Origin of the sequence: Sphingomonas trueperi (assembly GCF_011927635.1) — a bacterium.
GTDB lineage: Bacteria > Pseudomonadota > Alphaproteobacteria > Sphingomonadales > Sphingomonadaceae > Sphingomonas > Sphingomonas trueperi.
The window spans coordinates 128,224-154,067 of record NZ_JAATJB010000001.1; the positions used below are offsets into that span (position 1 = coordinate 128,224).

Annotated in this window: 26 protein-coding genes, 1 tRNA gene and 1 pseudogene; 7 read left to right on the top strand and 21 right to left on the bottom strand. The window is 68.8% G+C overall.

Annotated features, from left to right (window positions below; all coding sequences use genetic code 11):
* Positions 1-36: 36 nt before the first annotated feature.
* Positions 37-2,583, top strand: a complete 2,547-nt coding sequence (locus GGR89_RS00645; protein WP_245201524.1) for a DUF2339 domain-containing protein — start codon at positions 37-39, stop codon at positions 2,581-2,583.
* On the opposite strand, the gene GGR89_RS00650 is transcribed toward GGR89_RS00645, so the two are convergent.
* Positions 2,576-3,019 carry a DUF6456 domain-containing protein gene (locus GGR89_RS00650; protein ID WP_125975551.1) on the bottom strand — a complete coding sequence of 148 codons (444 nt, stop codon included), beginning with the start codon at positions 3,017-3,019 and terminating at the stop codon, positions 2,576-2,578. The two genes, GGR89_RS00645 and GGR89_RS00650, sit on opposite strands and share 8 nt — an antisense overlap.
* A 90-nt stretch (positions 3,020-3,109) precedes the next feature.
* Between GGR89_RS00650 and GGR89_RS00655 the strand changes: the two genes are divergently transcribed.
* The 4 genes and pseudogenes from GGR89_RS00655 to epsC form a co-directional block, all read left to right on the top strand.
* Positions 3,110-3,673 carry a helix-turn-helix domain-containing protein gene (locus GGR89_RS00655; RefSeq protein ID WP_125975549.1) on the top strand — a complete coding sequence of 188 codons (564 nt, stop codon included), beginning with the start codon at positions 3,110-3,112 and terminating at the stop codon, positions 3,671-3,673.
* 69 nt (positions 3,674-3,742) lie between these two features.
* The gene (locus GGR89_RS00660; protein WP_125975547.1) at positions 3,743-4,111 is read left to right on the top strand and encodes a hypothetical protein; all 369 of its coding nucleotides are present in this window, start codon (positions 3,743-3,745) and stop codon (positions 4,109-4,111) included.
* A gap of 124 nt (positions 4,112-4,235) precedes the next feature.
* Positions 4,236-5,534 carry a dicarboxylate/amino acid:cation symporter gene (locus GGR89_RS00665; protein ID WP_125975545.1) on the top strand — a complete coding sequence of 433 codons (1,299 nt, stop codon included), beginning with the start codon at positions 4,236-4,238 and terminating at the stop codon, positions 5,532-5,534.
* A gap of 92 nt (positions 5,535-5,626) precedes the next feature.
* Positions 5,627-6,190 (top strand): annotated as a pseudogene (gene epsC / locus GGR89_RS00670) (serine O-acetyltransferase EpsC); the annotation flags it as partial.
* 528 nt (positions 6,191-6,718) lie between these two features.
* On the opposite strand, the gene GGR89_RS00675 reads toward epsC, so the two are convergent.
* The 9 genes from GGR89_RS00675 to GGR89_RS00715 all read right to left on the bottom strand — a co-directional run bounded on the left by GGR89_RS00675 (position 6,719) and on the right by GGR89_RS00715 (position 12,400).
* On the bottom strand, positions 6,719-6,970 hold the full coding sequence (locus GGR89_RS00675) for a hypothetical protein (RefSeq protein WP_125975543.1): 252 nt from the start codon (positions 6,968-6,970) through the stop codon (positions 6,719-6,721).
* A 114-nt stretch (positions 6,971-7,084) separates the two neighbouring features.
* Positions 7,085-7,160 (bottom strand) — tRNA-Val (locus GGR89_RS00680).
* Positions 7,161-7,221: 61 nt separating this feature from the next.
* Complete coding sequence (locus tag GGR89_RS00685; protein WP_125975541.1) at positions 7,222-8,166, bottom strand: helix-turn-helix domain-containing protein; 945 nt, start codon at positions 8,164-8,166, stop codon at positions 7,222-7,224.
* Between the two features lie 137 nt (positions 8,167-8,303).
* The gene (locus tag GGR89_RS00690) at positions 8,304-8,579 is read right to left on the bottom strand and encodes a hypothetical protein (RefSeq protein ID WP_125975539.1); all 276 of its coding nucleotides are present in this window, start codon (positions 8,577-8,579) and stop codon (positions 8,304-8,306) included.
* A 63-nt stretch (positions 8,580-8,642) separates the two neighbouring features.
* On the bottom strand, positions 8,643-9,179 hold the full coding sequence (locus GGR89_RS00695; protein ID WP_125975537.1) for a hypothetical protein: 537 nt from the start codon (positions 9,177-9,179) through the stop codon (positions 8,643-8,645).
* A gap of 12 nt (positions 9,180-9,191) precedes the next feature.
* Positions 9,192-10,667, bottom strand: coding sequence for an NAD(P)(+) transhydrogenase (Re/Si-specific) subunit beta (locus GGR89_RS00700; protein WP_125975535.1), 1,476 nt, complete (start codon positions 10,665-10,667; stop codon positions 9,192-9,194).
* Positions 10,668-10,669: 2 nt separating this feature from the next.
* Positions 10,670-10,963 carry a proton-translocating transhydrogenase family protein gene (locus tag GGR89_RS00705; protein WP_093297885.1) on the bottom strand — a complete coding sequence of 98 codons (294 nt, stop codon included), beginning with the start codon at positions 10,961-10,963 and terminating at the stop codon, positions 10,670-10,672.
* 176 nt (positions 10,964-11,139) lie between these two features.
* Entirely contained in the window at positions 11,140-12,261 is a 1,122-nt protein-coding gene (locus GGR89_RS00710) for an NAD(P) transhydrogenase subunit alpha (RefSeq protein ID WP_125975533.1), read from the bottom strand.
* Position 12,262: 1 nt separating this feature from the next.
* Positions 12,263-12,400, bottom strand: a complete 138-nt coding sequence (locus tag GGR89_RS00715; protein WP_125975531.1) for an aa3-type cytochrome c oxidase subunit IV — start codon at positions 12,398-12,400, stop codon at positions 12,263-12,265.
* A gap of 160 nt (positions 12,401-12,560) precedes the next feature.
* On the opposite strand from GGR89_RS00715, the gene GGR89_RS00720 reads away from it, so the two are divergent.
* Positions 12,561-13,988 carry a sigma-54-dependent transcriptional regulator gene (locus GGR89_RS00720; RefSeq protein WP_125975529.1) on the top strand — a complete coding sequence of 476 codons (1,428 nt, stop codon included), beginning with the start codon at positions 12,561-12,563 and terminating at the stop codon, positions 13,986-13,988.
* Here GGR89_RS00720 and folP read toward each other — a convergent pair.
* From folP to glmM, 8 genes are all read right to left on the bottom strand, one after another.
* Positions 13,973-15,070 (bottom strand): dihydropteroate synthase, encoded by a 1,098-nt coding sequence (folP, locus tag GGR89_RS00725; RefSeq protein WP_125975527.1) that lies wholly within the window; start codon positions 15,068-15,070, stop codon positions 13,973-13,975. The genes GGR89_RS00720 and folP overlap by 16 nt on opposite strands.
* A gap of 85 nt (positions 15,071-15,155) precedes the next feature.
* The gene (locus GGR89_RS00730) at positions 15,156-16,286 is read right to left on the bottom strand and encodes a site-specific DNA-methyltransferase (RefSeq protein WP_125975525.1); all 1,131 of its coding nucleotides are present in this window, start codon (positions 16,284-16,286) and stop codon (positions 15,156-15,158) included.
* Positions 16,287-16,537: 251 nt separating this feature from the next.
* Positions 16,538-17,107, bottom strand: a complete 570-nt coding sequence (locus GGR89_RS00735; protein ID WP_125975523.1) for a hypothetical protein — start codon at positions 17,105-17,107, stop codon at positions 16,538-16,540.
* A gap of 236 nt (positions 17,108-17,343) precedes the next feature.
* Positions 17,344-17,970: a ribonuclease HII gene (locus tag GGR89_RS00740; RefSeq protein ID WP_125975521.1), complete on the bottom strand. Its 627-nt coding sequence runs from the start codon at positions 17,968-17,970 to the stop codon at positions 17,344-17,346.
* Positions 17,963-19,123 (bottom strand): bifunctional hydroxymethylpyrimidine kinase/phosphomethylpyrimidine kinase, encoded by a 1,161-nt coding sequence (gene thiD, locus GGR89_RS00745; RefSeq protein WP_125975519.1) that lies wholly within the window; start codon positions 19,121-19,123, stop codon positions 17,963-17,965. Before thiD ends, GGR89_RS00740 begins: the two co-directional genes overlap by 8 nt.
* 4 nt (positions 19,124-19,127) lie before the next feature.
* The gene (locus GGR89_RS00750; protein WP_125975517.1) at positions 19,128-19,352 is read right to left on the bottom strand and encodes a DUF1272 domain-containing protein; all 225 of its coding nucleotides are present in this window, start codon (positions 19,350-19,352) and stop codon (positions 19,128-19,130) included.
* Positions 19,353-19,395: 43 nt separating this feature from the next.
* Positions 19,396-19,680 (bottom strand): hypothetical protein, encoded by a 285-nt coding sequence (locus tag GGR89_RS00755; RefSeq protein ID WP_125975515.1) that lies wholly within the window; start codon positions 19,678-19,680, stop codon positions 19,396-19,398.
* Between the two features lie 29 nt (positions 19,681-19,709).
* Positions 19,710-21,050, bottom strand: a complete 1,341-nt coding sequence (glmM, locus tag GGR89_RS00760) for a phosphoglucosamine mutase (protein WP_125975513.1) — start codon at positions 21,048-21,050, stop codon at positions 19,710-19,712.
* Positions 21,051-21,121: 71 nt separating this feature from the next.
* Here glmM and GGR89_RS00765 point away from each other — a divergent pair, with 71 nt between their 5' ends.
* Positions 21,122-22,387, top strand: a complete 1,266-nt coding sequence (locus GGR89_RS00765) for a dicarboxylate/amino acid:cation symporter (RefSeq protein ID WP_125975511.1) — start codon at positions 21,122-21,124, stop codon at positions 22,385-22,387.
* 34 nt (positions 22,388-22,421) lie between these two features.
* Here GGR89_RS00765 and gorA read toward each other — a convergent pair whose 3' ends face one another.
* From gorA to pgi, 3 genes are all read right to left on the bottom strand, one after another.
* Positions 22,422-23,768, bottom strand: coding sequence for a glutathione-disulfide reductase (gene gorA / locus GGR89_RS00770; RefSeq protein ID WP_125975509.1), 1,347 nt, complete (start codon positions 23,766-23,768; stop codon positions 22,422-22,424).
* 229 nt (positions 23,769-23,997) lie between these two features.
* The gene (locus tag GGR89_RS00775) at positions 23,998-24,303 is read right to left on the bottom strand and encodes an alkylphosphonate utilization protein (RefSeq protein ID WP_125975507.1); all 306 of its coding nucleotides are present in this window, start codon (positions 24,301-24,303) and stop codon (positions 23,998-24,000) included.
* The gene (pgi, locus tag GGR89_RS00780; protein ID WP_125975505.1) at positions 24,300-25,796 is read right to left on the bottom strand and encodes a glucose-6-phosphate isomerase; all 1,497 of its coding nucleotides are present in this window, start codon (positions 25,794-25,796) and stop codon (positions 24,300-24,302) included. Before pgi ends, GGR89_RS00775 begins: the two co-directional genes overlap by 4 nt.
* Positions 25,797-25,844: the final 48 nt, after the last annotated feature.

The window sequence follows — 25,844 nt, forward strand, 5'->3', positions numbered from 1 at the left end:
CTTGATGGCGGGTAGCATAGCCGATTTTGAGCCGTGTTGCGTGGCCTGTGCGCGACATCGCCGCCCGAACGTGCGAAGCCGGGCGTGATGACCGCCTATGCCTTCCTGCTGCTCGCCGTCGCCGCCGCGACCGCCTTCGCCGTGCTGAAGCGCCGCATCGACCGGCTGGAGCGCGACCTGCAGGCACTGGAGGTGCGGATCGCGCGGCTCGACGGCCGCGCGCAGGCACCGGCGCCGCGGCCGGTGGCGAGCGTTCGAACCACGATCGAGTCCGAGGCAGCAAGGGCCCGCGCGGTGGAGGCCGAAACTTCCATGGTACGCGAGGACGCGCCGACAGCGGCACCACCCGCACCGCCAAGCCCCGCCTTCACCCTGCCCCGCCTCAGCTTCGAGACGCTGGTCGGCGGCCGCCTGCCGATCTGGATCGGCGGCATCGCGCTGGTGCTCGCCGGCTTTTTCTTGGTGCGCTACTCGATCGAGCAGGGCCTGCTCGGTCCCGCCGCGCGCACGTTCATTGCCGCGCTGTTCGGCCTCGCGCTGGTCGCGGCGAGCGAAGCGGTGCGTCGCCTGCCCGCCACCCGCGACGATGCCCGGCTGGGGCAGGTGTTCGCCGGCGCGGGGATCGCGAGCCTGTACGGCACGCTCTACATGGCCGCCGCGCTCTACCATCTGATCGCGCCGCTCACCGCCTTCGGCGCGGTCGTGCTGGTGACGCTGGGGGCGATGGGGCTGTCGCTGCGCCACGGCCCGCCCACCGCGATCATGGCGCTGGCGGGCGGCTTTCTCGCGCCGCTGGTCGCCGGGTTCGACGCGGCGGGGATCGCGCCGCTGCTCGTCTATCTCGGCCTGTTCGGCGCCGCATTGTTCGGGCTCGCGGTGCATCGCCGCTGGGGCTGGCTGGCGCTGGCCGCGAGCGTCGCGGGGCTGGCCTGGACCCAGTTCCTGATCGCGGTGCTCGACGGGCGCGGCAACCTCTCCGCCATCGGCCTCTACACCATGCTGCTGGCCGGCGGCGCGAGTGCCGCGCTGCCCGCCGCAGGGCTGCGCAACCGCTGGCTCCGCCTCGCGCCGCTGCTGGTCGGCCTGCTGCAGCTGGTGGCGATCGCGCCGGGACTCGACTTCGGGCCGCTCGCCTGGAGCTTCTACCTCGTGCTTGCCGCCGCGACGCTGGTGCTTGCCTGGCGGGACGCCGTCTATCTGCCCGGCGCGCTCGCCGCGGTGGCGCTGCTGCTCGCGCTGGAGGGCCTGGGACTCACCGCCATGAACCGCGGCGCCACGCCCGTCGGCGCACTCGTCGCCGCGCTGCTGTTCACCGGCGCCGGCCAGGCGCTGGCGGGACGCGGGCGGCAATGGATCGCGCTCGCGCTGCTCGGCGCGGGCGGACCGGTGCTGGTGGCGCACCTGCTGGCGCCGACGCTGCTGCCCCCGCTCGGCTGGGGCCTGCTCGAACTCGGCGCCACGCTCGCCTGCGCGCGGCTCGCCTGGATGCTGCGCAGCGACGCCGACGATCCCGCGCTCACCGCCGCGACGCTGGCGAGCGCGCTGCTGCTGACCGTGGCGCTGGCCCAGCCGCTGCCGCATGGCTGGCTGTCGCTGCCGCTCGCGCTGGTACTGGGCGGGCTCGCCCTCTGGGCCCGGCAGGTGCGCGCGCCGAGCCTGTTCGCGCTGCCGCTCCTGTGGCTGCTCGCCGCGCTGATCGCCGCGGCGCTCCCGCTGCTCGACATCGCCTCGGCGATCTTCGCCTCGCTCACCGGCGACCGCCTGCCCTACAGGGAACTGCCGCTCTTCGCCGATCTGCTGCGCGTCCTCGCGCTGCCGGTTGCCGCCGCGCTCGCCTTCCTCGTCGCGGATCCGCGAGCCTTCGGCCGCACCCGCCGCGCCGCCGCGATCCTGGCGGGCACGAGCGCGGTGCTGCTGCTCTACACGCTCGCCAAGCAGCCGCTGGCGATCGCCACGCCCGAGCGGTTCCTCGCCTGGGGCTTTGTCGAGCGTGCGCTGTTCACCCAGGCCGCGCTCGCCGCCGGATGGGCGCTGCTCCGCGCCGCGCGGCTGCCCAGGCTGGCCCGGGCGCTGCTGCTGCTCGGCCTCGCCCGGCTGACGTGGTTCGACCTGGTGCTGCTCAACCCCGCCTTCGTCGCGCAGCAAGCCGGCCCCCTCCTCGCCGCGCATCTCGCCCTTGCCGCCTTCTGGTGCTGGACGCTGCCGCGCCTGCGCGTCCCCGCTGCGCTGCTGAGCATTGCCGCCGCGCTCGCCGCGATCCGCTGGACGGCGCACGGCACGCTGCTCACCGGGCCGATCGGCAGCCTGGAAAATGGCGGCTATTCGGCGGCGCTGCTGCTGCTCGCGCTCGCCTGGCTGGGGCGCGGCATCGCGGCGGGGCGGCACGACCTGCGGCTCGCCGGCCTCGGCCTGCTCACCCTCACCACCTGCAAGGTGTTCCTGGTCGACGCCGCCGCGCTCGACGGGCTGCTGCGCATCCTGTCCTTCCTCGGGCTCGGCGTGGCGCTGATCGCGATCGGCTGGGCCTATAGCCGCTTCCTCGCCCGCCCCGCCGCCGCACCCGAGCCGCCTCCGGTCACCTGAGCCGGTAATGGTCCGCCACGCGGTCGAGCGCGAGGCACAGCACCAGCTTGCCCGCGCGGGCCGGCCAGCCGAGGCCCTTTTCGGCGGCGCCCAGCCCCTCGCCCGCGCAGACCACGCGCCAGAGGATGTCGGACAGCCCGCCGCCCACCGCCGCGATCGCCGCATCGAAGCGGCGCTTGGCGGCGATCTGCGCCAGCGTCGGGTCGAGCGGCTCGGGCGCCGCGCGTCGCCCGCCCTCGCGCGGCGCGGCATCCCAGCGCATTGTCACCCGCGGCCCCAGCGACGCCGTCTCGTAATCGCCGCGCAGCCGCTCCCCCGCCTCATATTGCCGGGCATCGACATGGCCGCGCGCGCGCAGCCAGTCGAGCGGCGATTCGCCCAGGTTCACCGTCACGCTGCGGCCCTTGCCCGTCGGTCGCTCCACCAGCTCGCGCATGCCACGATCTCCTTTTGTTCCGATTCGTTCCTCTTGCCATCGCGGCGCATCTGTAGGAAAGAGGAAAACCGATTTGGTTAGGAGCAGGCCATGATCACCGCGATACGCGAAGTCCGCCGCGCCAAGGGAATGACCCTCGACGACGTCGCCCGCCGCTGCCAGCCGCCCACCACCGCGCAGACGATCGGCCGGCTTGAAACCGGCACCCGCACCGTCTCCGTCGCCTGGCTCAACCGGATCGCCGCCGCCCTGGAGGTGGATGCCGCCGATCTGGTCCAGCTCCCCGATCGCCCGGACGTGCCCGTGGCCGCGATACTGGAGGCCGACGGCGCCCATGCCCCGCGCCGCCCCGCGACGCTGGTTCCTCCCCGACCCGAGGCCGGCACCGTCGCCGTCGCGGTGGAGGCGAGCATCGGCGACTATCGCACCGGCGACGCGATCTGGTGCGAGCGGCTCGCCCCCACCGACTTCGGCCGCGCGCTCAACCGCGACGTGCTGGTGCCGCGCCCCGCCGGTCGCTTCCTGTTCGGCCGGCTGATCGGGCGCGACGGTACCCGGCTGCAGCTGCTCCCCCCCGGCGCGGGCGGCCGTCAGCAGGTGGTGACGGATCCCGCCTGGATCGCCGTCGCGGTGCGCCTGGTGCGCACGCTATAGGCATTGTTACGCCCTTGCTCGCTGCACCCGTTCGGCGCAACATGCTGCGCAACAGGAGGGAAGAAGACCATGAAGAAACTGGCTCTCATCGTATCCGCCGCGATCCTCGCCGCGGCCGGCCCCGCGCTGGCCGACGAGTGGGATTTCATGCTCACCAACGCCACCGGCAAGCTGATCACCAAGATCGAAGTCGCCCCCGCCGGCAGCGGCAGCTGGGTCGACAACAAGGTCGATGCCGAGCTCAACAAGGACGGCAAGGTCAAGCCGGGCGCCCGGACCACGGTGCATTTCGAGAAGGCGGCGAGCGCCTGCAAGTTCGACCTGCGCGCCACCTTCGAGGACAAGACCGACGCGGTCTGGCCGAACATCAACCTGTGCGACAACAGCTATGTCACCGTCGCCTTCACCGGCGACAAGCCGACGTTCAAGGCGAATTGAGCGCGCGCCGGGCGACCCGGGGCGGTCGCCCGGCCCCAAGCCCGCCCAGCCGGGCTGATAGCAAATCTTTGTTCTCCTACTTAGCGGGTAGGATATCGTGGCACTCCGAAAGGAGCCGCCCCGCATGGCCAATGCCGTCCCCGCCCGTATCCGCCCCACTTTCGCCCTTCAGGTATTGCTCGGCATGGCCGCGGGCCTGGCGCTGGGCTTCGCCGTTCGCGCGACCGGACAGGCGGGAATCGGCGAGGCGCTCCACACCACCGGGCAGATCTTCGTCCAGCTGCTCAAGGCGCTGGTGCCGCCCTTGGTGTTCACCGCGATCATCGCCTCGATCGCGGCGCTGCGCGACCTCGACAATGCCGCCCGGCTGGTCGCCCGCACGCTGTTCTGGTTCGCCGCCACCGCGCTGATCGCGGTGCTGATCGGCATCGCGCTGGGCCTGCTGCTCCAGCCCGGCCTCCATGCCGGCGTCGCGGCGAGCGCGGCCAAGGCGCCGTCAAGCACCGGCTCGTGGCTCGATTTCCTGAAGGGTGTCGTCCCCGCCAATTTCCTCGGGATCACCGCGTCAACGACGCTCAAGGAGGGCGGTGCGACCACCGGCCTGTCGTTCAACATCCTCCAGATCATCGTTGCGGCGATCGCGATCGGTGCGGCGGCGGTGCGCGTCGGCGAGGCGGGCAGCGCCTTCCTCCAGTTCAACGCCTCGGCGCTCGCCATCTTCCGCCGCCTGCTGCGCTGGGTGATCGCGCTGACGCCGATCGGCACCACCGCGCTGATCGGCGATGCGGTGGTCCGCTATGGCTGGGACGCGCTGTCGGCGCTCGGCGCCTTCGCGGCGGCGGTCTATATCGGCCTCGCGCTGGTGCTGCTCGTCGTCTACCCGGCCCTGCTGCTCGCCAACGGTCTCAACCCCTTGCGCTTCTTCGCCACCGCCTGGCCGGCGATCCAGCTCGGCTTCGTCTCGCGCTCCTCGGTCGGCACGCTGCCGGTGACCGAGGAGGTGGTCGAACGGCTGGGCGTGCCCGCGGCCTATGCCGCCTTCGCGGTGCCGCTGGGCGCGACCACCAAGATGGACGGCTGCGCGGCGATCTACCCCGCCGTCTCGGCGATCTTCGTCGCGCAATTCTTCGGCGTGCCGCTGCACCTGGCGGACTATGGCCTGATCGCCTTCGTGGCGGTGGTCGGCTCGGCGGCGACCGCGGGGCTCACCGGCGCGACGGTGATGCTCACCCTCACTTTGTCGACGCTGGGCCTGCCGCTTGAAGGCGCGGGGCTGCTGCTGGCGATCGACCCGATCCTCGACATGGGCCGCACCGCGGTGAACGTCGCCGGCCAGGCGCTGGTGCCGACGATCGTCGCGCGCCAGAGCGGCCTGCTCGCCCTCGACCCGCTCGGCACCCCGGCGCGCGCGGCGACGGCCTGATCCCTCGGCGACGGCAGTTTCGGACCACGCCTCTGCCGGCGAGATCGCCGATGCGGTCTCGGCGCTCACCACCGTCCGCTCGGCCTGGCGCGAGCACCGCGCTGCCCGAGATCCGCACCCTGCTCGACACCGATGTCGACGCGGCATTCGTCGGCGATCCCGCCGCGCGCAGCGTCGACGAAATCCTGATCAGCTATCCCGGGGCGCTGGCGATCCTCCATTATCGCGTCGCGCACCAGCTGCACGGGCTGGGTGCGGTGATCGTCGCGCGGATCCTCTCCGAGCTCGCCAATGCCGGCATCGACATCCACCCGGCGGCGACGATCGGGCCGAGCTTCTTCATCGACCACGGCACCGGCGTGGTGATCGGCGATACGACGATCATCGGCCGCAACGTGCGGCTCTACCAGCACGTCACGCTCGGCGCGCGCAGCCGCTATGCCCGCTATCCGATCCTCGAGGACGACGTGATCGTCTATGCGAGGGCGACGATCCTCGGCCGCGTGACGATTGGCCGCGGCAGCACGATCGGCGGCAAGGTCTCGCTGCTCGACGACGTGCCCCCGCACAGCGTGCTGGTGCAACCGGCGGCGGTGTCGCTCCACGACGATGCGCAGAGCAACCTGACGGCGCGGCTGGCGGCGCATCGCGACTAAACAACTAGGGGGTGGACGCAGATGGCGCCTACGACCGGCCGAAACTGGGTGGGAAGCGGACCTTTAGAAAATCGGTTTGTGCCGAATGCTACCACCTATATTTCGGCCACAGGACCATAGATCCAGCGCGTCTCCTCGCACTGTGTAGGTCGCGAAGGCAACGAAGTAGTCTCGATCGTCAAATCTAGGCTGCACTTTCGCGTCCTCGACAAAACGCCCAGCGGGGAGACCGTCCACCCCTGCTTCTTGCACTTTCACGTCGATAAAATCGCGCAGAACTTTACCGTCACGCCATAGATATCGGTACTCACGTCGCATCGAAGCAATGTTGGATAAGCAAGCATCCGCAGATAACTTTGCCTCGATTCTAGCGATCAGACTTGGGTTGGGGCCATCTGCTGTCGCCAACGTCAGCTCATTCGTGGCTCCACCAGAGCAACTGCTCAGCAGAAGAATGCCTATGAGGTTCGAGGCTAAGCGCATCGTTGGTCATCCTAAACCTAGATGTCGCCGTCCGCTACTGGGGCGTTAGGCGACATCCTCCGGGTGCCCCGTCACGACGTCGAATAATATGTTGTCGGCTGCGTGTGCTCCCACGAAACCGATCGCTTCCTGTCCAGCCGCTTCGGGAGTGATGGCACGCGCGGAAAGATCGAGAATGAGATCGAGCCGACCGACATGGCCTTCGGCAGCTATCTCGATCCCATCTACCCCGAGCACCTGGCCGCCGGTCGCTGTGCATAGTTTGATCCGCGCGATGGCATCGTCGCCGGTCAGCATTTGTATAGCCATCGGACCCTACCTCTCATCCGCTCCCGGCAGGTTGGCGGTGCTTCTCGATGTCCGCAAGTGGGCGAAAGCCGCCAGCCCGCTTCCTGAATCGACGAAGGAAGATGGTGGGCGGTGACGGGCTCGAACCGCCGACCCTCTCGGTGTAAACGAGATGCTCTACCAACTGAGCTAACCGCCCGCGCGCGCCGGAGGCGTCCGCGTCGGACGCCGATGCCAAAGCCGCGCGCGAAGGGCAAGCCTCAAACGAGCGAAAGTCCCGCCCGCTTCACCGCCGCGACATAGCGCTCCATCCCGCGCCGCGCCGATTCGCTGAGCGCGATATAGGCGCGGCGGCGGTCGCTGGGATCGGCCCTGCGGTCGAACAGTCCCGCCTCGTTGAGCGTGCCGATCCAGCGCAGCGCGGTCGTCGGCGGCACCGCGGCGGCGATGCACAGGCTGGAGACCGAGATCTGGCGATGCTCGAGTTCGGCGGCGAAGAGATCGAGCAGCATGTCCCAGGCGGGATCGGCGAACAGGTCGCCATCGAAGAACTCCGCCCGCATCCGCCGCGCGCGGATCACCCGGCGGATCTCCGCCGCGTCCGTCTCGACGGTGTCGGTGTCCATGCGGAACGCCATGGCGTCGTTTCGCACGCTCGCGCTGCGCTCGGGCAGTTCGCTGCGGGTGAGGCGCGAGAGCGAGTCGGCGATGCGCGCCACTTCCTCGTGGAAGCGCCGCATGCGCATCGTCTCCTGGTCGCGCATGCCGTCGTGCAGCCGCGCCACCGGTTCGCGGCGGGCGGCGAGCACCGCGCCGAGCCGGTCCGCATCGCTCGGCGCGCATTGCAGCAGCGCCGATGCGGGCAGCAGGCCCAGCGCGATGTCGATCTGCGCTTGTGCCACCGTCGCGATCAGCGGCACGCCGCGCGCTTCGGCCATCGCGCCGAGCCGGATCAGCAGCGGTTCGAGCAACGCGGGCGCGATGCCCTCCGCCTCCAGCAACAGCAGCTGCACGCCGTCGAGCAGCGTCTCGGATTGCAATGCGCTCGCGGCGTCCAGCGGCTGGCGGGCTCGCAAGCCGGCCGCCGCGACGATCCGTTCCGCCGCGGCCGCGCGCCCCGGCGACCCGGCGACGATCTGCGCGACATCGACCGCGATGTCGTAGGAAATGTTTTCGAGCCCCCCGGCCCCAATTGCCTCGTACATGTCCGCCCCCATGGTTCGACATCTGTTCCAACAGATGCCGTATCGCTCCGAAATGGCGGAGTCTGTTCTACTCCAAATCGGAGCGATTTGGCAGAGCGCACATGGGGTATCTCCGAAGTGGAGCAGAGAATTCGGAACTATCCGCGCGACCGGCGCAAATCCTCGATCTGGCCGTCCTGCAATCCGAGCATGGTCCGCGCCGCGTTGGCGAGAGTCGCGGTCATCAGCACGAAGCCTAGCGCGACCAGCGCGAGCATGCCGGAAACCAGCAGCAGCTGCGAGATGGCCGGCAGGTTCTTGGCGGCGAGCACGATCATCAGCAACGTTTCCATCAGTGCTTGCGCATTGGCGCCGGTCTGCACCAGCGTGCTCAGGATCGGCAGGAAGAAGAGGGCGAGCAGCGCCAGCCCCACCGATGCGACGAGCAGCGCCAGCGCCGCGAAGGCACCGAAGATCGACCAGAAATGGCCGCGCGATTACGCCCAGGCCTCGTCGACGGTGATCGCCTCGTAGAGATAGGTGAGCGGCAGCGCGATCGAGAGGCGAACCTGCACGAAGAGCAGCGCGGCCAGCTCTACCAGCAGCAGCAGCGCACCCAACCAGCCGGTCGCGGCCCCAGGCGCCAGCCAGGCGAGCAGCCCCAGCAGGAAGCCGTTGGCGAGCGTCAGCAGGAAGGTCGCGACCATGCTTGCGATGGTCAGCAGCACCAGCAGTGCGAACACGCGCAGCTCGTTGGCGCCCAGCCGCAGATAGCAGGCGCCGCGCTTGTAGGGGTGCAGCGTCGCGCGGGTCGCCGCGGTGATCAGCACCGCGACGAGGGCGAGCGCCAGCCCCTGGCTGAGCAGCGCCGCACCGATCGCGCCCGCGATGTTGGCCGGATCGGCCGGCGCGATCAGGATCCGCAGCAGCCCGATCGCGAAGATGCCGACCAGGTAGAGGATCGCCCAGACCAGCACCGCCAGCGGATGCTGCCGCAACAGGCGAAACGCGCCGCCAAATATCGATCCGACCACGCCAATCCCCGATCAATCCAGCGACTTGACGATTTCCTCGACCATTTTCTTGGCGTCGGCGAGCAGCATCATCGTATTATCTCGATAAAACAACTCGTTGTCGACGCCCGCATAGCCGACGCCGCCCATGCTGCGCTTGATGAACAGCACCGTCTTGGCCTTTTCCACGTCGAGCACGGGCATGCCGTAGATCGGCGAGGACTTGTCGGTCTTGGCGGCGGGGTTGGTCACGTCGTTGGCGCCGATGACGAAGGCGACGTCGGTCTGGGCGAACTCGGAGTTGATGTCCTCCAGCTCGAACACCTCGTCATAGGGGACATTGGCTTCGGCGAGCAGCACGTTCATGTGCCCAGGCATGCGGCCGGCGACCGGGTGGATCGCGTATTTCACCCGCACGCCGTGCGCCTTGAGCTTGTCGGCCATCTCGCGCAGCACGTGCTGCGCCTGCGCCACCGCCATGCCATAGCCGGGGACGATGATCACCTGCTCGGCCTGGGACATGAGGAACGCGGCGTCCTCGGCACTCCCGCGCTTCCACGGCCGGTCGACCGCCGCCGCGCCGCTTGGTCCCCCGCCGGCATCGCCGCCGAAGCCGCCCGCGATCACGCTGAGGAAGCTGCGGTTCATCGCGCGGCACATGATGTAGCTGAGGATCGCGCCCGAGCTGCCGACCAGCGCGCCGGTGATGATCATCGCGGAATTGTGCAGCGTGAAGCCCATCGCCGCCGCCGCCCAGCCCGAATAGCTGTTGAGCATCGACACCACCACCGGCATGTCCGCGCCGCCGATCGGAATGATCAGCAGGAAGCCGATCGCGAAGCTCAGCGCGGTGACGGTCCAGAAAATCCAGGGGCTCTGGTCCTGCGTGAAATAGGCGATCAGGCCGAGGATCGCGGCGAGCACGCCCAGGTTGATCGCATGGCGCCCGGGCAGCAGGATCGGCTTGCCGCCCATATTGCCGTTGAGCTTGAGGAACGCGATCACAGATCCCGAGAAGGTGATCGCGCCGATCGCGACGCCCAGCCCCATCTCGATGCGGCTCTGGAGGAAGATCACGCCGTCGCTGGCAATGCCGAACGCGCCGGGATTGAGGAAGGCCGCGCCGGCGACCAGCACCGCCGCCAGCCCGACCAGCGAGTGAAAGGCGGCGACGAGCTGCGGCATCGCGGTCATTGCGATCCGCCGCGCCGTGACGATACCGATCGCGGCGCCGATGCCGATCGCCGCCAGCAGCTCGACCAGCGTCAGCGTGTCGAGCACCGGCGTGCCGTAATTCTCGCAGATGGCGCCTGTCGGGCAGGGCGGCGCGATGCGCGGGACATGGGTGACCAATGTGGTCACCACCGCGATGGTCATGCCGATCATGCCGGCACGGTTGCCGCGCTGGCTGGTGGCGGGGCTCGACAGCCCGCGGAGTGCCAGGATGAAGCAGACCCCGGCGACGAGATAGGCGAGTGCCGCCCAGGGATTTTGCGCGATGCTCTCCATGCTCAGCGAACCTTCTTCTTGTACATGGCGAGCATCCGCGCGGTCACCGCGAACCCTCCGAAGATGTTGATGCTGGCCAGCACCACCGCGAGCAGCCCAAGCCATTTCGAGGTCTCGCCCGCCCCCCCCAGGCTACCAGCCGCGGCGGCGATCAGCGCGCCGACGATGATCACCGAGGAAATGGCGTTGGTCACCGCCATCAGCGGCGTGTGCAGCGCCGGCGTGACCGACCAGACGACATAATAGCCGACGAAACAGGCGAGCACGAAAACCGAGAGGATCGAGATGAAGTCCATGATCTACTCCTGATCCGCGCGCGGTCGCGCGGAAAGATCCTCCCCGGAACGGGGAGGGGGACCAGCCGCAGGCTGGTGGAGGGGTGTCCCCGCTGCAATCGAAGGGCTACACCCCGCGCGGCGACACCCCTCCGTCGCGCCATTGCGCGCCACCTCCCCTTTCAGGGGAGGATTGGTCACGACAGCAGCCTCTCGTGCACCACCTTGCCGCCCTGCGTCACCCGCACGGCGGTGCCGATCTCCTCGTCGAGCACGGGCTTGCCCGCTTCCTTGTCCCAGAAGGCCGAGAGGAAGTTGAACAGGTTGCGTGCGAACAAGGCCGAGCTGTCCGCCGCGAGCCGGCTGGGCACGTTGCGATGGCCGACGATCTTCACGCCGTGGCGCTCCACGATCTCGCCGACCACCGAGCCCTCGACATTGCCGCCCTGCTCCACCGCAAGGTCGACGATCACGCTGCCCGGCCGCATCGTCGCGACCTGCGCGTCGCTGATCAGCCGGGGGGCGGCGCGGCCGGGGATCAGCGCCGTCGTGATCACGATGTCCTGCTTGGCGATATGCGCCGAGACCAGCTCGGCCTGCGCGGCCTTGTAGGCGTCGCTCATCTCGGTGGCATAGCCACCCGAGCCTTCGCCCTCGATCCCGGCGACATTCTCGACGAAGATCGGCTTGGCGCCGAGCGACAGGATCTGCTCCTTGGTCGCCGAACGGACGTCGGTGGCCGAGACCTGTGCGCCGAGCCGGCGCGCGGTGGCGATCGCCTGGAGACCGGCGACGCCGACGCCCATCACGAACACCTTGGCGGCACTCACCGTGCCGGCCGCGGTCATCATCATCGGGAAGGCGCGGTCGTACTCGGCGGCGGCGTCGAGCACCGCCTTGTAGCCGGCGAGGTTCGACTGCGAGGAGAGAATGTCCATCGATTGCGCGCGGGTGATGCGCGGCATGAACTCCATCGCCAGCGCCTCGAGGCCCAGCGCCGCATAGCGGTCGATTCGGGCGCGCTCGCCGAAGGGATTGAGCCCGGCGACGAGCCAAGCGCCGGGCTTGAGGCCGGCGAGGCTGTCGGGGTCCGGGCCCTGTACCGCGAGCACGATATCGGCATCGGCGAGCACGTCCGCGCGCGTGCCGGTGGTCGCCCCGGCCTCGCGGAAGGCGGCATCGGCATAGGAGGCGGCAAGTCCCGCCTCGGACTCGACCGCGACCGAAGCCTTCAAATTAATGAATTTCTTGACGGTTTCGGGCGTAGCCGCGACACGTCGTTCGGCAATTGCCGCTTCCTTGAGTACTGCGATCTTCACGTCAGCGGGCGATCAGGAAGACGACGAACGCAGCGATGAGGAAAACCGCCACCGTGCCCCACTTCATCAAAGCCGTGAAACCATTGAAGGTTTCGACATGCGATTGGATCTCGCCGGCGCTTTCACCTGTTTCAGCCATTGATGCGCTCCTCTCCTAGGTGCTCGATGTCTTATACCGCTGCTCCGGCGTGCCTCAACCCCGCCCCACAAAGAACTGTTTCGGCCCTGCTTAAGCCGAACTTTACGCATCTGGTCTAACCGATGCGGCTCGAAACGGGACATTTGGGACTGGAGTCGGCATGACGCGCAACGGGCAACGTCTTCTGTTGCTGATCGATTCGGAACCGGCGCAGCGGCGCCTGGTGGCCGCGATCGCCTCGCGCCGTGGCTGGCGGACGATCTTCGCCGACGATGCGGAGAGCGCGCTGGCGACGCTGGGGACGCCCGACGGCCTCGCGGTCGACGCGATCCTGCTCGACCATCCCGCTTCCGATGCCGATGCCGCGATCCTGATCGCCGAGCTGCGCGCCCGCCGCCCGCACATGCCGATCCTGGTGCTCGCCGCCAACGGCTCGGTCGCCGCCGCGGTCGGTGCGATGCGCGCCGGGGCCAGCGACTTCCTGGTCAAGCCGATCGCCTCCGAACGGCTGCTCGCCGCGCTGGAGAGCGCGATGGGCGGCAGCAGCGCCGGCGAGCTCCGTCCGCTCACCGAGAAGCTCACCGCCAATCTGGGGTTCGCCGAGATCGTCGGCTCGGCCCCGCAGTTCCGCGCCGCGCTGGCGGTCGCCGCCAAAGCAGCGCGCGCGCGCGTGCCGGTGCTGATCGAAGGCGAGAGCGGCGTCGGCAAGCATGTCGTGGCGGAGGCGATCCACGGTGCCTCGCCGCGCGCGCGCAAGGAACTCATCTGCGTCAATTGCGGCTCGATCCCAGCCAACCAGGTCGAATCGGAGCTGTTCGGCCATGAGGAGGGTGCCTTTACCGGCGCCTTCGAGCGCAAGGTCGGCCGTCTCCAGGATGCCGACGGCAGCACCATCTTCCTCGACGAAGTCAGCGAGATGCCGCTCGAGGCGCAGGTCAAGTTGCTGCGCATGCTGCAGACCGGCGAGATCCAGCCGCTCGGCGCGCGCCACCCGCGCGAGGTCGATGTTCGGGTGGTCGCCGCCAGCAACGTGCCGCTGCTCGCCGAGGTGGAAGCGGGAAGGTTTCGCGAGGACCTCTATTACCGCCTCAATGTCGTCCAGGTGACGATCCCTCCCTTGCGCGAACGCGCCGGCGACATCCCCGCGCTGGTCCGCCACCTGCTCGCGCGCATCGCCGAACAGCCGGGCCTGCGCCCCCTCGGCATCAGCGAGGACGCGCTGCAGTTGCTCACCGCCTATGACTGGCCGGGCAATGTCCGCCAGCTGCAGAACGCGCTGTTCCGCGCCGCGGTGCTCTGCGACGAGGAAGGGCTGACCCGGGACGACTTCCCGCAGATCGCCCAGATCGCGCTGGGCAAGCCGATGACGTCGGGTCCGGTCGCCAACCAGTCGGGCATGGGCGGCATCACGCTGTTCCGCCCGGACGGCAATCTGCGCCCGCTCGACGAAATCGAGGCCGATGTGATCCGGCTGGCGATCGGCCATTATCGCGGCCGGATGACCGAGGTCGCCCGCCGCCTCGGCATCGGCCGCTCGACGCTCTACCGGAAGCTCGGCGAGCTGGGAATTGATCAGACCGCCGCGTGAGGACCGGTGAGCGCGGCGTCCTGCATGCCGCGCCACACCCGCAGCGCCTGGACGCTTTCGAACACGTCGTGGACGCGCAGCAGCTGCATGCCGAGCCCGGCGCCCTTGAGCGCCAGCGCCAGCGAGCCCCCCAGCCGCCGTTCGGCCGGCGCCTCGCTGGCGAGCGCGCCGACGATCCGCTTGCGGCTGGCCCCCAGCAGGATCGGGCAGCCGAGGCCGTGGAACAGCGCCAGGCCGTTCATCAGCGCGAGATTGTCGGCGAGCGTCTTGCCGAAGCCGATGCCGGGATCCACGACGATGCGCGACCGATCGACACCCGCGGCAACCGCTGCCTCCACGCGAGCCTCCAGCCAGTCATAGACGTCGACCAGCACGTCGGCGTAGGCGCCCTTCCCCTTGGCGCCATGCTTCGGATCGGCGGCATGCATCAGCACCACCGGGCAGCCGGCACGCGCAACCACCTCCAGTGCGCGATCGTCGTAGAGCAGCGCCGAGACATCGTTGACGATATGGGCGCCCGCCGCGAGCGCCGCCTCCATCACCGCGGCCTTGCGCGTGTCGATCGAGATCGCCGCGCCGCTCGCCGCCAGCCGCTCGATCACCGGCACGACACGGGCGATCTCGTCGCCTTCCCACACCGTCTCCGCGCCGGGGCGGGTGGACTCGCCGCCCACGTCGAGGATCGCGGCGCCGGCAATGCTCATGTCGACGCCCGACTGCGCGGCTGCGGCGGGATCGCCGAGATGCTTGCCGCCGTCGGAAAAGCTGTCCGGCGTCATGTTGAGGATCGCCATCACCTGCGGCTGGTCGAAGCGCAGCGTGCGCGGGCCGAGGACCAGCGGCGGACGGGGCGCGGTGATGCGCGCGGCAATGGGGGCAAGGCGGGGATCGGCCTCGGCCTCGGCGATGGAGAGGGTGCGCTGAAGGATCCGCCGACCATTTTCCACCGCGATCAGTTCATAGGCGAAGAACCACAGCAGCCCGCCGGCCAGCCGCGCGACCTCGCCGTCGCGGCCGATCGGCGTGTCGACGAACTGGATTGGGCGGAGGTAGAGGCGCGCGGCGGAGGGAATATCGGGCATCTTGCCGTGCTACCGGCACGCGTACGACGAGGGAAGCCATCATGCCCCTCTCCCCAACGGGAGAGGGAGGGAGAGGAAACGCTGGTTACGGCTGGGTCGCGAGCAGATAGGTCTGGCGCAGCGCGTCGATCGGCTTGAGGCCGCCCTGGTCCTCGTAATGCCAGAAGGTCCAGCCGTTGCAGCTCGGCGCGCCCTGCAGCGTCGCGCCCAGCTTGTGGATCGACCCCGCCTGCCCGTCGCAGCTGAGCGAGCCGTCCGCGCCCACCGTCGCCCGCCAGCGCGCCTTGTGGTCGCTGAGCACGGTGCCTGGCGCCAGATAGCCATTCTCGACCAGCTGGCCGAACGCCACGCGCGGCGCGGCCTTGGGGGCCTGCATCGTCTGCAGCGCGCTTTCGTCGAGCGGCAGGGCGGCGGCGATGCGCTCCAGCGCCGCTTCCACGTACACCCCCTCGCGATCGATGCCGATCCAGCGCCGGCCGAGGCGCTTGGCCACCGCGCCGGTGGTGCCGGTGCCGAAGAACGGATCGAGCACCACGTCGCCCGGCTTGGTGCAGGACAGCAGCACGCGGTACAGCAGCGCCTCGGGCTTCTGCGTCGGGTGAACCTTGGTGCCGTTCTTCTTCAGCCGCTCCTGCCCGCTGCAGATCGGGAATTCCCAGTCGCTGCGCATCTGCAGTTCGTCGTTGAGCGTCTTCATCGAGCGATAGTTGAAGGTGTAGCGCGACTTCTCGCCCTTCGACGCCCAGATGAGGGTTTCGTGCGCGTTGGTGAACCGGGTGCCCTTGAAGTTCGGCATCGGGTTGGCCTTGCGCCAGATGATGTCGTTGAGGATCCAGAAGCCCAGGTCCTGGATCGCCGAGCCCACCTTGAAGATGTTGTGGTAGCTGCCGATCACCCAGATCGTGCCATCGTCCTTCAGGATCCGGCGCGCCTGCGCCAGCCATTCGCGGGTGAACTTGTCATAGGCCGCGAGGCTGTCGAACTTGTCCCACTCGTCGGTCACCGCGTCGACATGGCTGCCGTCGGGACGGTTGAGGTCGCCGCCCAGCTGCAGGTTGTACGGCGGATCGGCGAAGATCATGTCGATCGACTTGTCGGGCAACCCGCGCATCGCCTCGATGCAATCCTGGCGCAGGATCGTGTCCAGCGGCAGCACGGCCGGCGCCTGCTTCGCGACGCGCACACCCGCCCGTTTGACCTTCTCCAGCACGCCCATGAATCATTGCCCCTTCGCTCAAAAGGCACCCCTATTCGGGGCCGAGCGACTCCTCCGTCAAGAGGGGGGATCGCCGGGCGGTGACCCGAAGCAGATGCTTGGCGCGGCGGAACATTTCGGCACCCGCCATATCTTGAGTCAAGAAGTTATCCACAGGCCCAAGCGCTGGTGGGTGTGGCCCAAAAGACTCAGTTCCTGGCCAGTGAAAATTTTCCCGGCCTGTGGATAAGCTGGAACGTTCCGCAAACGATTCAACCGATCGCAATGGCCTCGCCGCCGCCGGCGACGCTCGCCGCAAGCCGGGCGCGGGCCTGGGTGAACAGGCCCATTTCGTACAGCGCCTGGGCCTCGCGACCGAACCATTCGGCCTCGCCGCCGAATCGGATGCGGGCGGCAACGCATAGCGCCACCCGGACCTCCCAGGAGGTTCCTGTGGCGAGGATCGCGGTCCGGACCGCCTTGCGGCTCGCCCGCGCGCCCAGCATGTCCGAAGGCAGCCGCACCGCCAGCGCGCGCTCGCGCCACGGCGCGATCTCGCCGAGATCGGCATAGTCGCTGGCCAGCACGGGGTCGCGCAGCGTCTCGAGAAAGGCGATATGCAGCGGATGGGTGGGATCGGTCAGCGCGGCATCGTCATCGAAGCGAAAGCGGATCGCGCCGAGCCCGCGCGATTCGGCGTAGCGCACCATCGCCGCCATCTCGTGGAAGCTGGCCGGGCCGATGATCGCCTCGCGGAGCAGCTCGGCCAGCACCGGGTCGTAGCGCGTTGCCGGCTGAAACCCGCCGGTCGTCCCCCGTATCAAGCTGCCCATATACGCCATGCCCGCTTTCCTCCCGCTGCTATCCCAACATCATAGGACGGCGACGGGGCCTTTGGGCGTACTAGGCAAAATTTGCCGGGTGATCGATATAAGTGGAGCGCACTCCTCCGGCCGTCATCCCGGCGAAAGCCGGGATCCATTGGGGCCTACGGCGCGGCTCTTGCTGCAACGAAGAGGCGAATGGATTCCGGCTTTCGCCGGAATGACGGGGGGTAAGGAAACGACGGTCCGGGAGATTACTCCGCCGCGATCGGCCCGAAATCGAGATGCGCCTGCGCAACCGGCGCGAAGCTGCGGCGGTGGTGCGGGGTCGGCCCCAGCGCGCGCAGCGCCTCCTGGTGCGCCCTGCCGCCATAGCCCTTGTTCGACGCCCAGCCATAGCCGGGAAACTGCGCGTCGAGCTCGACCATCATGCAGTCGCGGCGATGCTTGGCGACGATCGAGGCCGCGGCGATCGACAGGCAGAGCGCGTCGCCGCTGACCACCGCCTCGCTGCGATGATGCCATTTGGGGCAGCGATTGCCGTCGACCAGCACGAAGGCCGGGGGGAAGCCGAGAGACTCCACCGCGCGCGTCATCGCCAGCATCGTGGCCCAGAGGATGTTGAGCCGGTCGATCTCCTCGACGCTGGCAATGCCGACGCCCACCTTCGCGCAGGCAAGCAGTTCCTCGCATAGCCGCGCGCGCTTGGCCGCGGTCAGCGCCTTGGAATCGTTGATGCCTTCGGGGATGCAATCCGGGTCCAGCACGACGGCGGCGGCAACCACCGGCCCGGCCAGCGGACCGCGCCCGGCCTCGTCCACCCCGGCGACCGGGCCGGCATGGAGCTGGAAATAACGGGTTTCGTAGCTAAGGTCAGGCATCGTCTTCAATGCGCCATGGCGGAAAGCGGCGCATCTCGCCAGCCTGATAGAGACGAACGGCATTGCCGGCAGGATCGCGCAGCCGTGCCTCGCGCCAGCCCCATTTCTCGTCCTGGGGCTCCTGCTCGAAGCGAAAGCCCTGCTGCTGGAGATAGGCAACGGTCACGTCGAGATCGCCGCATTCGAAATAGACGACCGGCGCGGTATACGCCTCGTCGGTGGCGATCGAGAAGGTCGCGCCGCCCTCGGTCTCGAACCGGGCGTAGCGCGGGGAGGCGCGCACCACCTGGCGCAGCCCGAGCAGCCGGTAGAAGCGCTCGCTGGCGGCCAGATCCCTGGCCGGCACCGTCACCTGGTTCAGCATCGGCTCGAAGAAGCTCATGTTGAGGTCGAGCCGCACCGCCTGCTGCGCCATGGGCCCATGCCCGCGCCCCAGCCCCTCGGCCTCGCGCATCGCAATCCGCACGAAGCGGCGTGCCCGGCTGACCGCCTCGGGCAGGTCCCATTCGCAGGCGAGCCCGCAGGCGATGGCGGAGGCCAAGGTGCAGCCGGTGCCATGCGTGTTCTCGGTATCGATCTTGGGGTCGCGCCACTCGATCTGCGGCGGATCTTCCGGATCGACGGAGTAGAGCGTGTCGACCACCTCGGGCCCTTCGCCGTGCCCCCCCTTCACCAGCACCGCGCAGCCATGCGCCGCGACGATCTCCTGCGGATCGCGGCCCAGCGCCTCCAGTTCGGGCAGGTTCGGCGTCACCACCGTCGCGCGGTCCATCAGCCGTTCGAACGCGGCGACGGTCGCCTCGTCCGCCAGCCGGGCGCCGCTGGTCGCAACCATCACCGGATCGAACACTACCGGCACGCCGGGCAGCTCGTCCAGTCGCTCCGCCACTGCGAGCGCCGTGCGCGCCGAGCCGATCATGCCGATCTTCACCGCGTCGACACCGATGTCGCGCACCACCGAGTCGATCTGCGCGATCACCATGTCGGTCGGCACCGGATGCACTGCCTGCACGCCCACCGTGTTCTGCGCCGTGATCGCGGTGATCGCGGTCATGGCATGGCCGCCGAGCATGGTGACGGTCTTGATGTCGGCCTGGATCCCGGCGCCGCCGCCGGAATCCGAGCCTGCAATGATCAGCACGCGTGCGCCCATGGCCTTATCCCTTGTGCTTGCGCTCGGTGGATGCCGGATGTCGCCGCAGCGCGTCGCCGACGCGGGCGGGGCGATCGAGCAGTTCGCCGCCGCAATTGGGGCAGCGCTCGTCCATGTCATCGGCGCATTCGGCGCAGAAGGTGCATTCGAACGAGCAGATGAACGCGCCGCCGGCATCGGCGGGGAGGTCGACGCCGCAGCGTTCGCAATCGGGCCGCATTTCCAGCATCGGCCAACCTTCTAGTCACCTTGCCGCGGGAGGCAAGCGCCGCTCAGCGCGGCGGGTTGAAGGCGACGATCAGCACCGCGACCAGCAGCGCCCCCAGCCCGCACAGGAATGCCTTGTCGGCGATGTCCTCCGTCCGCGTTGCCTCGGGCGAGCGGATCGCGAGATAGGAGAGCAGGCAGCTGCTGGCGAAGCAGAGGCACGCGCCCATGGCCACCTCGTCGGCCATCGTTTGATCGGCAACCTTGGTCAGCTTGAGGCCGGTGATGATCAGCAGCGCGATACCGAGCAAATTCGACGCGGCGCCCAATATGTGCGGCGAGCGATCCATGAAGCTACCCTTCGGCGACGCCTGGCCGATCACCCTGCCGCGACGCGCACCGCATCGCATACGCGGTCGACCACCGCTTCCACCTGCGCCTTGTCGTCGCCTTCGGCCATGACGCGGATCACCGGCTCGGTACCCGAGGCGCGGATCACCAGGCGGCCGCGGCCCTTCAGCTCGGCCTCGGCGGCGGCGATCACGTCCTGCACGCGCGCGTCGTCCAGCGGCTTGCCCCCGGCGAAGCGGACGTTCTTGAGCAGCTGGGGCAGCGGCTCGAAACGGTGGAGCACCTCGCTCGCCGGCGCGCCTGCGCGGACGATCTCGGCGAGTACCTGCAGCGCCGCGACCAGCCCGTCGCCGGTGGTCGCATAATCGGAGAGGATGATGTGCCCGCTCTGCTCGCCGCCGACATTGTAGCCGGAACCGCGCATCTTCTCGAGCACATAGCGGTCGCCCACCTTGGTGCGCACCAGCCCCAGGCCCTGCGCGGCGAGGTGCCGCTCCAGCCCCAGGTTCGACATGACGGTGGCGACCAGCCCGCCCCCGGCGAGCTTGCCCTGCCGCGCCCAGCCGGTGGCGATCAGCGCCATCAGCTGGTCGCCGTCGATCACCGTGCCGGTTTCGTCCACCACGATCAGCCGGTCGGCATCGCCGTCGAGCGCGATGCCCAGTGCCGCGCCCGAGCCGACCACCGTCTCGCTCAGCACCTGCGGCGCCGTGGAGCCGACGCCGTCGTTGATGTTCTTGCCGTTGGGGCTGACGCCGATCGAGACGACCTCGGCGCCAAGCTCCCACAGCGCCGAGGGAGCGACCTGATAGGCCGCGCCATTGGCGCAATCGACCACGACCTTGAGGCCGTCCAGCGTCAGGTCCGACGGGAAGGTCGACTTGGCGAAGTGGATGTATCGGCCGCGCGCGTCCTCGACGCGGCGGGCGCGGCCGATATCGGCGGAGGCGGCCAGCGGCACGTCGCCGTCGATCAGCGCCTCGATCGCCTCCTCATCGGCGTCGGAAAGCTTGAACCCGTCCGGGCCGAACAGCTTGATGCCGTTGTCGGCATAGGGATTGTGGCTGGCGGAGATCATCACGCCCAGATCGGCGCGCATCGAATGGGTGAGCATCGCGACGGCCGGGGTCGGCATCGGGCCGACCAGCACCACGTCCATGCCGACGCTGGTGAAGCCGGCAACCATCGCATTTTCGAGCATATAGCCGGAAAGTCGGGTGTCCTTGCCGATCACCACCCGATGCCGATGGTCGCCGCGGCGGAAGTGCGCGCCGGCGGCCATCCCCACCTTCATCGCCATCGCCGCCGTCATCGGTGCGAGGTTCGTTGCGCCGCGAATGCCGTCCGTGCCGAAATATTTTCTTGCCATGCGTCTCGATCTCGCGCCCTTGTGGCGTTGTGTGCGTGCTGTGATAGCGGCGAAAACCTCAAAGGGCGAGCATGTCGCAACCTACCCGTATTCTTCTTTCCCTGCTGGCCGGGCTCGCGGCCGGCGCCGCGCTGGCGGCTTTTTCTCCGCAATGGGGGCTGACGATCGCCGGCTGGGCACAGCCGGTCGGCCAAGCATGGCTCAACGGCCTGCAGATGACGATCGTGCCGCTGGTCGTCGCGCTGCTGATCACCGGCGTCACCGCCACCGCCGAGGCCGCCGCCGCCGGCCGCCTCGCCGGCCGGGCGATCGCGCTCTATGTCGTGCTGCTGTTCTGCTCGGCGCTGCTGGCCGCGGTGCTGACCCCGCTGTTTCTCAAGATCGCGCCGCTACCGCAGGAATCCGCCGCCAGCCTGCGCGCCGCGCTGACCGGTGCCGAGAAGATCGGCCCGGTGCCGCCGCTGGGCGAGTTCCTCGCCGCGATCATTCCCGCCAACATCGTCAAGGCGGCAGCCGAGAACGCCTTCCTGTCGCTGATCATCTTCTCGCTGGTCTTCGCCTTCGCGATCACCCGGGTCGCGGCGGAATCGCGCGCGCTGCTCACCAACTTCTTCGTCGCGGTGCGCGACGTGATGCTGGTGGTGATCGACTGGGTGCTGTGGATCGGCCCCGTCGGCGTGTTCGCGCTAGCGCTGGTGGTCGGCGCCAAGGCGGGCACCGGCGCGTTCGGCGCGCTGTTCCACTACATCCTGATCGTCTCGGCGGTCGGGCTGGTGGTGACGCTGTTCGCTTACCCCGCCGCCGTGCTCGGTGGCCGCATCGGGCTGGGCCGCATGTTCCGCGCGGCACTTCCCAGCCAGGCGGTGGCGCTCAGCACCCAATCCTCACTCGCCACGCTGCCGGTGATGATCGAGGGCGCGGAAGAGGTCGGCGTGCCGGTCGCGGTCTCGGGCGTCACCATGCCGCTGGCGGTGGCGATCTTCCGCTCGACCGGCCCGGCGATGAACTTCGCCGTCGCCATCTACGTCGCCGAATGGTTCGGCGTGCCGCTGCACCCGGCGACTCTGCTGGTGGGCGCCGTCGTTGCCACCTTGACCTCGCTGGGCTCGGTGTCGCTGCCGGGCACGGTGAGCTATGTCAGCGCGATCTCGCCCGTCGCGGCTACGATCGGTGCGCCGATCACGCCGCTCGGCCTGCTGGTCGCGGTGGAGACGCTGCCGGACATCATGCGCACCGTCGGCAACGTCACCTGGGATCTCGCCACGACGATCTGGCTGTCGCGCAAGGCAGGCGCACAGCCGGGCTCGGGCGACGCGATCCTGCGCCACGAGGCCTGAGGGAAGCGCCTCCCCCTGGGGAGGCGCGCGCCCCTTACTTCAGCAGCACCAGTTCCTCGGCCATGGTCGGGTGCAGCGCGACGGTGGCGTCGAACGCATCCTTGGTCAGCCCGGCCTTCACCGCCACCGCGGCCGCCTGGAGGATTTCCGGCGCATCCGGCCCGATCATGTGGAGGCCCACCACCCGGCCGGTCACGCCGTCGCAGATCATCTTGTACAGCGCGCGCTCGTGCCGCCCGGCGAGCACGTTCTTCATCGCGCGGAAGTCCGAGGTATAGACCTTCACCGAGCCGAGCTTGTTGCGCGCCTCGCCCTCGGTCATGCCCACCGAGGCGATCGGCGGGTGGCTGAACACCGCGCTCGGAATGCAGTGATAATCGACCTGGTGCGGCTTGCCGCCGAACAGCGTGTCGGCAAAAGCCTGGCCCTCGCGGATCGCCACCGGGGTCAGCTGCACGCGATCGGTCACGTCGCCGACCGCATAGATGCTCTCGACCGTGCTACGATTATCGGCATCCACCTTGATCGCACCGCGCTCGTTCAGCTCGACGCCGACGGTCTCGAGGCCCAACCCCTTCGTGTTGGGCACGCGCCCGGTGGCGAACAGCACGCAATCGACTTCGATCGGATCATGCCCGCTCATCGAGACCAGCAGACTCTCATCGGCCTGCTTCTCGATCTTCTCGAACTCGGCGAAGAAGCGGAACTCGATGCCCTTTGTCATCGAGATCTGGAGCAGCCGGTCGCGGACCTGCGCATCATAGCCGCGCAGGATCACGTCGGTGCGGTTGACCAGCGTCACCTTCGAGCCGAACTCGTTGAAGATGCCGGCGAACTCGTTGGCGATATAGCCGCCGCCAGCGATCAGCACGCGCTTGGGGAGCGTCTCCAGATGGAATACCTCGTTCGAGGTGATGCCATGCTCGCTGCCGGGGAAACTCGGCACGTGCGGATGCGCACCGGCGGCGATCAGGATCGTCTTGGCGCGTACCACCTTGCCGCTAGCCAGCGTCACCTCGTTGGGGCCAGTGATGGTGGCGCGCTCGTGGAAGATGGTGACGCCGTTATTCTCCAGCCCCTGGGTGTAGAGGCCGTTGAGCCGGTCGACATCGGCGAGGACGTTGTCGCGCAGCGTCGGCCAGTCGAAGCGGCAATCGGGGACGTCCCAGCCGAAGCGGCGCGCGTCCTTCAGATCCTCGGCGAAATGCGCGCCGAAGATGAGCAGCTTCTTGGGCACGCAGCCGCGGATCACGCAGGTGCCGCCGACGCGATATTCCTCCGCCACCGCAACCTTGGCGCCGTACGCCGCCGACATGCGCGAAGCGCGCGTGCCGCCGGAGCCCGCGCCGATCACGAACAGGTCGAAGTCATAGTCGGACATGGTTCACTCCGGAGGTGTGCCGGCGCGAGGGGCCGGAAGAAGGGGTCGAGAAGGAAGATAGGGTGCGGCGCCCGAAAACAAGAGTGCGACCGCTCTCGCCATCGCTCCCCTCCCGCTTGCGGGAGGGGTCGGAGGAGGGGATGGGCAGGTGCGGACTGCGCCGTAACGGCATGAGCCGCCACGTTGGCCCCTCCCCCAGCCTCTCCCGCAAGCGGGAAAGGAACGGAGCTCACCGCTTGCGGACGAACTCCGCGCGGAGGACGAGGCCCTTGATGCCGTCGAACTTGCAGTCGATTTCCTGCGCGTCCCCGGTCAGGCGGATCGACTTGATCAAGGTGCCACGCTTGAGCGTCTGGCCGGCGCCCTTGACGGTCAGGTCCTTGATCAGCGTCACCTGGTCGCCATCCTGCAGCAGGTTGCCGACCGAGTCCCGCACCTCCACCGTATCGGCGGCCGCAGCCTTGGCCGCGGCCTCGGCGGCGGGGATCCACTCCCCGCTCGGCTCGTCGTACACATATTCTTCTTCGCCGCTCATGCGCCGAACGCCCGCTGGATCAGGTCGTTGGTCGAGGGGTCGAAGTCCAGCCCGCCCTTGTCCGCCGCCTTGGCCATTTCCTTGCCCAGCTCGACGCCGAACTGGTCGAAGGGATTGATGCCGAGCAGCACCGCGTTCACGAACACCCGGTGCTCGTAGAAGGCGATCAGCGCACCCAGCGTGCGCGGGTCGACGGCGTCGAGCAGCAGCGTCGACGACGGACGATCGCCCGGATAGCTGCGTGCGGGATCCTCATGCCCCTTGCCGGCCATCAGCGCCGCGCCCTGCGCGAACATGTTGAGCAGCAGCTGGCGGTGATGCTCCGGCGCCAGCGCGTCGCCGGCCTCGATCACGCCGACGAACTCGAGCGGCACGAGGTGCGTACCCTGGTGGAGCAGCTGGAACACCGCATGCTGCGCATCGGTGCCGACGCCGCCCCAGGTGATCGCCGAGGTCGGGTAGGTCACGACCTCGCCCTGCGCCGTGACGCGCTTGCCGTTCGATTCCATCTCCAACTGCTGGAGATAGCTCGGCAGCAGCTTCAGCCGCTCGTCATAGGCGAAGGTCGCGCGGGTCTCGCAGCCGCGCGCCTGGGTGTAATAGAGGTCCGCGAACGCCGCGAGCGCGGGCGCGTTCTGCGAAAGATCGGTCAGGCGGAAGTGGCGGTCCATCTCGGCCGCACCTTCGAGCAGTTCCGCGAACGCCTCCCAGCCCAGCGCCAGCGCCGCCGGGAAGCCGATCGACGACCACAGCGAATAGCGGCCACCGACGCTCTCGTAGAAGGGCAGCACGCGCGTCTCGTCGACGCCCCATTCCACCGCCTTGTCGGGGGAAGCGGTCAGCGCCACCACCTGGCCATAGGGATCCTCGACGCCGCCCTCGGCCATCCAGGCAAGCGCGCTCTGCGCGTTGAGCATCGTCTCGGTGGTGGTGAAGGTCTTGCTGGCGATCACCAGCAGCGTCGCCTGCGGATCGAACGCGTCCATCGCGTCTTCGAGCGCCACGCCGTCGACATTGGAGACGATCGCCACGTCGTAGCGGTCCATGTCGCGACCCAGCGCGTCGACCAGCAGGTCCGGACCCAGCGCGGAGCCGCCGATACCGATGTGGAGGATATGACGAATCGGCCCCAGCGCCTCGGCCTCGATCGCATCGATCAGCGCGCGCATCCGCTCGTGCTGCGAACGCGCGCGGGCGACGCTCTCGGGCGCGCCCTCATAGCGCTCGGCGGTATGCTCGGCGGCGCGGCCTTCGGTTACGTTGACAACCTCGCCGGCGAACAGCGCGTCGCGCTTGGCGGCGAAGTCCATCTGCTGCGCCAGCGCGGCGAAGGCCGACACGGCCTCCGCCGTCAGGTGCGTCTTGGACCAGTCGAAATGGATGCCGGCGACATCGACGCTCAGCCGCGACAGCCGCTCGGCGTCGGCAGCGAACAGGTCGGTGAGCTTGGTCTGGGGAAGGGCTTGGATCGGCGTCCAGTCGGGCAAGGCCATGTTCATCTCCTTGGTGGCAGCGCTCCCCTATCGTCCCGCACCGGCCCA

Bases quoted from the DNA above. Each gene is read 5' to 3' on its own strand.
- pgi (WP_125975505.1), bottom strand. From the start codon at position 25,796: ATGGCCTTGCCCGACTGGACGCCGATCCAAGCCCTTCCCCAGACCAAG.
- GGR89_RS00775 (WP_125975507.1), bottom strand. From the start codon at position 24,303: ATGAGCGGCGAAGAAGAATATGTGTACGACGAGCCGAGCGGGGAGTGG.
- GGR89_RS00685 (WP_125975541.1), bottom strand. From the start codon at position 8,166: ATGTACGAGGCAATTGGGGCCGGGGGGCTCGAAAACATTTCCTACGAC.
- GGR89_RS00715 (WP_125975531.1), bottom strand. From the start codon at position 12,400: ATGGCTGAAACAGGTGAAAGCGCCGGCGAGATCCAATCGCATGTCGAA.
- GGR89_RS00650 (WP_125975551.1), bottom strand. From the start codon at position 3,019: ATGCGCGAGCTGGTGGAGCGACCGACGGGCAAGGGCCGCAGCGTGACG.
- GGR89_RS00720 (WP_125975529.1), top strand. From the start codon at position 12,561: ATGACGCGCAACGGGCAACGTCTTCTGTTGCTGATCGATTCGGAACCG.
- GGR89_RS00735 (WP_125975523.1), bottom strand. From the start codon at position 17,107: ATGGCGTATATGGGCAGCTTGATACGGGGGACGACCGGCGGGTTTCAG.
- GGR89_RS00750 (WP_125975517.1), bottom strand. From the start codon at position 19,352: ATGCTGGAAATGCGGCCCGATTGCGAACGCTGCGGCGTCGACCTCCCC.
- gorA (WP_125975509.1), bottom strand. From the start codon at position 23,768: ATGTCCGACTATGACTTCGACCTGTTCGTGATCGGCGCGGGCTCCGGC.
- GGR89_RS00660 (WP_125975547.1), top strand. From the start codon at position 3,743: ATGAAGAAACTGGCTCTCATCGTATCCGCCGCGATCCTCGCCGCGGCC.
- glmM (WP_125975513.1), bottom strand. From the start codon at position 21,050: ATGGCAAGAAAATATTTCGGCACGGACGGCATTCGCGGCGCAACGAAC.
- GGR89_RS00765 (WP_125975511.1), top strand. From the start codon at position 21,122: ATGTCGCAACCTACCCGTATTCTTCTTTCCCTGCTGGCCGGGCTCGCG.
- GGR89_RS00675 (WP_125975543.1), bottom strand. From the start codon at position 6,970: ATGCTGACCGGCGACGATGCCATCGCGCGGATCAAACTATGCACAGCG.
- GGR89_RS00700 (WP_125975535.1), bottom strand. From the start codon at position 10,667: ATGGAGAGCATCGCGCAAAATCCCTGGGCGGCACTCGCCTATCTCGTC.
- GGR89_RS00665 (WP_125975545.1), top strand. From the start codon at position 4,236: ATGGCCAATGCCGTCCCCGCCCGTATCCGCCCCACTTTCGCCCTTCAG.
- folP (WP_125975527.1), bottom strand. From the start codon at position 15,070: ATGCCCGATATTCCCTCCGCCGCGCGCCTCTACCTCCGCCCAATCCAG.
- GGR89_RS00705 (WP_093297885.1), bottom strand. From the start codon at position 10,963: ATGGACTTCATCTCGATCCTCTCGGTTTTCGTGCTCGCCTGTTTCGTC.
- GGR89_RS00655 (WP_125975549.1), top strand. From the start codon at position 3,110: ATGATCACCGCGATACGCGAAGTCCGCCGCGCCAAGGGAATGACCCTC.
- thiD (WP_125975519.1), bottom strand. From the start codon at position 19,123: ATGGGCGCACGCGTGCTGATCATTGCAGGCTCGGATTCCGGCGGCGGC.
- GGR89_RS00740 (WP_125975521.1), bottom strand. From the start codon at position 17,970: ATGCCTGACCTTAGCTACGAAACCCGTTATTTCCAGCTCCATGCCGGC.
- GGR89_RS00755 (WP_125975515.1), bottom strand. From the start codon at position 19,680: ATGGATCGCTCGCCGCACATATTGGGCGCCGCGTCGAATTTGCTCGGT.
- GGR89_RS00730 (WP_125975525.1), bottom strand. From the start codon at position 16,286: ATGGGCGTGCTGGAGAAGGTCAAACGGGCGGGTGTGCGCGTCGCGAAG.